Consider the following 7,411-nt stretch of genomic DNA (forward strand, 5'->3'; position numbering starts at 1 on the left):
AACATGTGTACATGTTTATGCCAGCTTATTCTTATACATCATACCATAAGCAGAGCCCTTCAAGGAAATGTCTAAGTTCGGTTTTTTCCAAAATCCCGCAAAAATTATCGAACTTTATCCTTGAGTAGCCGCCACTACCAATTCACGGGCACATACGAGCGCTTCGTCCAGCTTGCTGGCATCCTTGCCTCCGGCTTGCGCCATATCCGGACGGCCACCACCACCGCCGCCGCATACCGCAGCAATTTCCTTCACAAGCTTGCCTGCATGAAGCCCGGCCTTGGTGTGCTCTGCCGGTACAGCTACGACAAAATTAACTTTGTCATCCATTGCAGCCCCCAGTACCAGCACAGCAGCTGGAAGCTTGCCTTTCAGCTCATCGGCAATTGCACGCAGTGCATCCATACTGGAAGCCTGTACACGTGCAGCCAACAGCTGTACTCCGCCAGCTTGCACGACCTGATCGGTCAACTGACCCGCTTCAATAACGCTCAGCTTGCTTTGCAGCGATTCATTTTCACGACTGAGGTCCTTAATTTGCTGTTGCAAGGATTCGATGCGTTTTGGCACCTCGGACAGCTTGGATTTTACCAGACCTGCCGATACTTTTAGCAGCTCCAACTGGCCTTCCATATATTCAAAGCCAAAGCGTCCGGTCACCGCTTCAATCCGGCGAACTCCCGATCCGATGCCGCTCTCGCTGACAAGCTTGAACAGTCCGATTTGTGAGGTGTTGCTCACATGACAGCCGCCGCACAGCTCAATGCTATAATCGCCTACCTTGACAACCCGTACGATATCTCCATATTTTTCACCGAACAGAGCCATCGCTCCGAGTGCCTTGGCTTCATCAATCGGTTTCAGTTCAACATTTACATCCAGCTGGCTCCAAATGGCGCGATTTACCCGTAACTCAATGTCCGCCAGCTCTTCCGACGTAATGCTGCCAAAATGGGAAAAGTCAAAACGCAGACGCCCAGGCTCCACCAGGGAACCTGCCTGATTCACATGGTCGCCCAGCACTTCTTTAAGCGCTTTGTGAAGCAAATGCGTAGCCGTATGATTTTTTTCGATTTCACCACGGGATGCCTGATCCACTTCTGCTTTCACCGTATCGCCAACGTTCAGCTCACCGGCTTCCACGACAACCTGATGCACATGCTGGCCTTGAGGTGCCTTGAACAGCCCTTCGACCTTCGCCGTTACTGTACCTCCACGCAGCAAGCCATGGTCACTGACCTGTCCGCCGCTTTCAGCATAAAAAGGAGTCACGTCCAGCACAACCTGACAAGTCTGTCCCTCACTAACACTGTCCACCAACACATCTTCATATACAATAGCCACAATTTTGGATTCGGTTACGAGGTCATTATATCCAACAAAATCGCTTTTAACCGCCAGGTCAGACAAGGCTCCACCCTGAATCTTCATGCTGGCATTGTCCTGATGAGCGTCACGCGCACGTTGCCGTTGCTCCTGCATCGCTTCATCAAAGCCTTCACGGTCTACTTTTAAGCCTTGCTCGTCCGCATAATCCTCGGTGAGATCGAATGGGAAACCATACGTATCATACAGTTTGAATGCGTCTGCTCCACTGATGACATTGCGACCTTTCGCTTTCGCCTGAGCACTGATATCAGCCAAAATAGCCAATCCGTCTGTCAATGTCTCGTGGAAGCGTTCCTCTTCTGTTTTGATCACCTTGATGATGAAATCACGCTTGTCCACCACCTCAGGGTAGTACACGCCCATGACATCCCCCACCGTTTCCACCAGTTCAAACATAAATGGACGGTTCATACCCAGCATTTTTCCGTAACGCACAGCACGGCGCAGCAAACGACGGATAACATAACCACGGCCTTCGTTGGAAGGCAGCACACCGTCACCAATCGCAAAAGCTACGGTGCGGACATGGTCAGCAATCACTTTTAGAGCCACATCGCTGTCCACATTTTCGTTATATTTGACTCCTGCCATAGCGGCTGTTTTCTGAATAATAGGTTGGAAAATATCCGTATCGAAGTTGGAATCCACATTTTGCAAAATGGATGCAAAACGCTCCAATCCGGCGCCTGTATCAATATTTTTGTTCGGAAGCGGCGTGTAGCTGCCATCCTTGTTATGGTTGAATTGTGAAAATACGAGGTTCCATACTTCCAGATAACGCTCGTTTTCCCCGCCCGGATACATTTCAGGGTCCGTCATGTCGCTGCCGTAAGCTTCGCCGCGATCATAAAAAATTTCCGTACAAGGTCCACAAGGGCCTTCACCGATATCCCAGAAGTTATCTTCCAGTTTGATAATACGTTCAGCAGGAAGCCCTACCTTTTCGTTCCACAGCTTGTACGCCTCTTCATCCTCAGGATATACGGTTACAGCCAGACGCTCCGGGTCAAAGCCGATCCACTTCGGATCAGTCAGAAACTCCCATGCCCACACAATGACTTCTTCCTTAAAATAGTCGCCAATCGAAAAATTACCGAGCATTTCGAAAAAAGTGTGGTGACGGCGCGTTTTGCCGACATTTTCAATGTCATTGGTGCGAATACATTTTTGCGAATTAGCGATACGCGGATTCTCAGGCTTCACACGTCCGTCAAAATAAGGCTTAAGCGGTGCCATCCCCGCATTAATCCACAGCAGGGAAGGATCTTTATGCGGAACAAGCGGTGCGCTTGGTTCAATCACATGTCCCTTGCTTTCAAAAAACTCCAGCCATTTGGAGCGGATTTCACTAGCTTTCATATTAAGTAGCCTCCTAATTATGGTGTCACTTGTACTTGGCACAGGCCATAAAAAAACAGAAAAACGCCCCTGAACGGATCAGGGACGATTGTATCGCGGTACCACCCTGGTTATCGCCGCCCCCTCTGTACGAAATGCTACATGTGCAAGCTGCACACCCAACATCTGCTTAACGGACGAGCGATCGCCTTGTTTTCACTGGTAACGGGAGCATCCCGGCGGGTTCAGCCCGCACTCCGAAATGAGCTTTCCCTACTGGATAAACACATTTAAACATACTCAATTCAGTATATCCGTGTCATTTAGCCGTGTCAACGCGATTTCAGACGGGGATATGGACGAAATCAGATCGTTTTACGCTTCACATAATAAGCAAAAAAATGCTGAAGCGCCACCTTCAAAACCGCCATCACCGGAACCGCCAAAATTAACCCGGTTATTCCCGCTATTTCCCCGCCCACCAGCAGTGCGAAAATGATAGCAATCGGATGCAAATGCAAGGTTCGTCCAACTACCTGGGGAGAAATGACGTTACTTTCCAGCACTTGAATACAGGTGTTGACGACTATGACCAGCAGTACCATTTTAAAGGAAACTGTAGAAGCCATAACGACCGCTGGAGCTGCCCCCAAAAACGGGCCTAAATACGGCACAATATTGAATACAGCCACCACTCCTGCCAGCAGCAGCGCATAAGGCATCCCAATCAGCATATATCCGATATAGGCCATCACCCCGATAATGACGCACACCAACAGTTGTCCGCGCACATAGTTACCGAGCGCCTGATCAATTTCCTTGAGCACCGTTACAATAGCCTTGCGGCGGGATCGAGGCAGATAAGACACAATAGCCCGTTCGAACACATCGAAATCCTTTAAAATATAAAAAATGAGAAACGGCACAATGAACACATTGAACAACATATTGATCATCCCGCCGATGTTGTCCATAAAAGCAGCAATGCCTGTAGCCATCCGATTTTCGAGTTGAAAAAACCACTGATTCATACCCGAGCGTACCCCTTGGGGTAAAATACTTCCGTCCATATTCGTCATTAGTCCCTGGGCATGCATGGTCAGCTCTGGCAGATGCTCATTCAGTTCATCCAGTTGATCCATAAACATCGGAATCAGGTGCATCAGAATAACGACAAGGCTGCCCAAAAATACAGCATAAATGAGCAGGACGGCTATGCTTCGAGGTACCTTGCGTCCGCCCAGCATATTGACCACAGGATTAAGCACATAGGAAATAATCATCGCCACCGCAAATGGCGCAATAATCGTTTTTAGAAAATCATACAGATGCAAAAACAAAGGCCGCAGCAGCCAGATAAAATATAGAATGACAAGTCCCAGCAGCGTCCATATTCCGTATCGGAACAGCCTGCTTTTCGTTAATTGCTCCATACCGTGCCCCCTTACCGGACTAGCCTCTTTTAAGTATATGCCTGTACCTTTACTTTAATCCTTCACCTAACTGTGGAGGCGCCTTAAATAAGGTTTATGAAGAAAGAATGAAAACAATTGAAATTGATTAACAAAGTCATTCTATCTGACGATATAAGTACAAAGAACTATTTGAGCTTTCACATTTCTGAATCATCGGGGGTCGTTACATGAACTTAAAAATGAAACTTATTCTCTTTTTCACCTGTATTGTTATCGTTGCAGCTGGGCCTTTGTCCGTCATTAGCATGACAAGCATTAAAAATCAGGCCAACCGTGATATCCAAGAGCTTATGAACAGCAAAGCCTCCGAGACCGTCAACCAACTCGACGGATGGACACGCGGAAACGCCAAAATTATTGAAACACTGGCTGCGGGATTACAATCCGGTGATATCCCTTCGGATGCAAAAGTAGCTTCCCTGATGGCCGCCTTTCAAAACTATAAGAATCAAAGTATCGCTAACATTTATGCAGGATTTGAGGATGGAACCTACTGGGATGGCTCCGGCTGGTCTGATGCGGGCTACGATCCTCGCACACGTCCGTGGTACAAGGATGCCAAAACCAAGGGGGAATTGTATTATTCCTCACCGTACATTGATGCAGGAAGCCAGGACTTCACCATTTCCATTGCAAAGCCTCTCAAGGACTCCAATGGCTCTATCACTGGGGTGATCAGTGAAGATATTATGTTAAACGACATGACAAAAATCATTAAAAACATAAACCTGAACGGATTAGGCTACGCATTTCTGATTGACCAGAATGGAGTCGTCGTCGCGCATCCAGACAGCAAGCTGGCTGGTAAAAATCTCAAGGATACGCCCGAGTTGGGTTCATCAACGGCGGCCCTGCTCAGCGCCCCTTCGGGAAAAGCCGACTACAACTACAATGGCAGTGATCGCCAGCTTTATTTTAAGAAAATGCCCAGCACAGGCTGGATCGTAGGCTTGTCTATCTCAAAAGAAATTGCTTTTCAGGAGTACTACTCTACTCGTAACCAACTGTTGATTACTGTAGCTATTATTTTTGTTGTTGCCATGCTTTTGGCGGTCTGGGCGGCGAACAGCTTTATCAAGCCGATTCGGAGGCTTCAAGCGAACGTCAAGCGGATTGCTGAAGGGGATATGACAGCACGTGTGGATATTAAGGGCAAAGATGAAATTGCCAGCTTGGGTACGGATTTTAATATCATGTCGGAACATCTTTCTCACTTACTGCGCAAAGTGGCTGATACGGCTGGCGAGGTCAGCTCTGCTTCTCATGACATGCACCAGCACGCCAAGGATACCGGGACCATCGCATCACAAATCTCCAGTGCCGTTCAGGAGCTTGCCCAAGGAGCAAGTGATCAGGCCGAGGCTGTATATTCTGGCTCTGAAAAGCTATCGCATATGACGGGCTCCATCGACCAAATTGGCCAAAGCGTCAAGCGAACCCAAACCGCCGTGCTGGAAACAGACGCTGCCGTGCTAGCCGGGTATGAAACAGCCGAGCGTCAAGCGAAGCTTGCAGCCGAGTCCAGACAAACAACAACCGCTGTAGGTGAAGCTGTAGACTCGCTCACGTTGAAAACACAGGATATTGAACGGCTGGCCGGGGCCATTCATGATATCGCAGCCCAAACCAATCTGCTGGCGCTGAATGCTTCCATTGAAGCAGCCCGTGCCGGGGAACACGGACGCGGCTTTGCCGTCGTTGCCGGGGAAGTACGCAAGCTGGCTGAACAAGCAGGAAGCTCCAGTGACAGCATTATGCACAAGCTGGAGGAAATCAAGGTTGCGGGACTACGGAGCGCAGAGGAAATGAAGAAGGCTCTCGCTGTAACAGTAGAACAGGAGCATGCGGCTACCGCTACGAGACTGGCGTTCGAGTCCATACGGGGAGCTTCTCAGCATATGCTTACCCAGATTGAGGACGTATCCGCTGCGGCTGACCATCTCCGTACAAACGCCGGACATATTTCCGATGTCATTTCCAGCGTGGTCGCCGTTTCTGAGCAAAGCGCAGCTTCCACGGAGGAAGTGGCTTCCTCCGTGCAGGAGCAAGGGCATTCCATGAGCAATATTGCCCAGCTTTCCGCCAAGCTTGACTCGCACGCAGACCTGCTACTGGAAGAGGTTAAACGCTTTAAGCTGTAAATCCATCCAGACAGGAATCTACATGAAAAAGAGGGTGACTCCCAGGCTATTGCAGCCAACGGGAATCACCCTCTTCGTTATTCATCAAGCATGGTCCAATCTATGATCTGTCCCTATGTTGAACGATATAGTCACACCTCATATAGATGGACAGCCTGTCCCCGCTTAATTTAGGAAGAAGCGTGGATCTGCGGCAGGTCCTGTTGTGCCATTTCATCTCCAAAGAACAGGTCGTCCAGCGAACTGAGCGTACCGTCCTCTTCCACTTGGTAGACGGACATTTTTTCACCATTCACCTGAAGTTCGATGAAGCATCCCCAGCAATAAAATTGATGGGAGCCGATTTTGCCGATATCTTTGGAATTACAATTCGGACATCTCAATAAACTCACCCTATCCATTAACAGAATATATGGCTTTTTCCAAACGCTGCTCGCTTAACGGGGGCACCATAACGGCATTCTCCCCGATGGACATTTCTTCGGTGCAGGGCAGCCATTTCCGCCCTTCAATAATATCCGATACAAAACCATCGCTGATTTCCAAGCCTATTATGTTATTGCCCATTCCCTGGTCAAAATAAACATCCGAAATGTGTCCGAGCATAAGTCCTTCCTCTGTAAGCACGGATAAATCCTTCAATTTACCGGGTCCAAGCAAATACGTATGTTGTATATCATTGGCCTCCGTTTTACGGACAGCTTGCTGATTGCGAATCATAATCGCATCTTCGCCATAAGCAACGATGTCATCCCAAGCCACCATTTTCACTTGAGATGAAAAAAGGCCTTTGCCCTCCAACTCGATCCCTGTAATTTTCCAATCAGCCGTCACCATAAAATCGTGTATTTTACCAATCTGCTTCCCGTCCTCTACATCGAAAACGGCAAGTCCGATCATATCCTGAAGCTTCATAATAGGGTACCTCCTCATTCTGCAATTCGAACGGAGGTGCGGTCCTTTCCTTCATGCGTGTCAGACCTTGGTTCCGTTCATGCCATGAAATGGAAAACCGCCCTCCCTTCTTATTAAAGTGCGGAGAAATCCCTAGTACAGCATCAGTCTTTA

5 protein-coding genes are annotated in these 7,411 nt (G+C 48.5%); 1 reads left to right on the top strand and 4 read right to left on the bottom strand.

The window, feature by feature from the left end; genetic code table 11:
* Window positions 1–114: 114 nt before the first annotated feature.
* Window positions 115–2,748: an alanine--tRNA ligase gene (gene alaS / locus ACIFQM_RS21415; RefSeq protein ID WP_430046599.1), complete on the bottom strand. Its 2,634-nt coding sequence runs from the start codon at window positions 2,746–2,748 to the stop codon at window positions 115–117.
* A 344-nt stretch (window positions 2,749–3,092) separates the two neighbouring features.
* On the bottom strand, window positions 3,093–4,160 hold the full coding sequence (locus ACIFQM_RS21420) for an AI-2E family transporter (protein WP_430037511.1): 1,068 nt from the start codon (window positions 4,158–4,160) through the stop codon (window positions 3,093–3,095).
* A 209-nt stretch (window positions 4,161–4,369) separates the two neighbouring features.
* Here ACIFQM_RS21420 and ACIFQM_RS21425 point away from each other — a divergent pair, with 209 nt between their 5' ends.
* Complete coding sequence (locus ACIFQM_RS21425) at window positions 4,370–6,343, top strand: methyl-accepting chemotaxis protein (RefSeq protein ID WP_430037509.1); 1,974 nt, start codon at window positions 4,370–4,372, stop codon at window positions 6,341–6,343.
* Window positions 6,344–6,513: 170 nt separating this feature from the next.
* Here the strand turns inward: ACIFQM_RS21425 and ACIFQM_RS21430 are convergent, their stop codons facing one another.
* Complete coding sequence (locus ACIFQM_RS21430; protein ID WP_013311529.1) at window positions 6,514–6,726, bottom strand: hypothetical protein; 213 nt, start codon at window positions 6,724–6,726, stop codon at window positions 6,514–6,516.
* Window positions 6,727–6,736: 10 nt separating this feature from the next.
* Window positions 6,737–7,258, bottom strand: coding sequence for a PRC-barrel domain-containing protein (locus ACIFQM_RS21435; RefSeq protein ID WP_430037507.1), 522 nt, complete (start codon window positions 7,256–7,258; stop codon window positions 6,737–6,739).
* Between the last annotated feature and the right edge of the window lie 153 nt (window positions 7,259–7,411).

The organism is Paenibacillus sp. NRS-1782 (genome assembly GCF_050467685.1).
In the GTDB taxonomy this organism is placed as follows: Bacteria; Bacillota; Bacilli; order Paenibacillales; family Paenibacillaceae; genus Paenibacillus; species Paenibacillus terrae_A.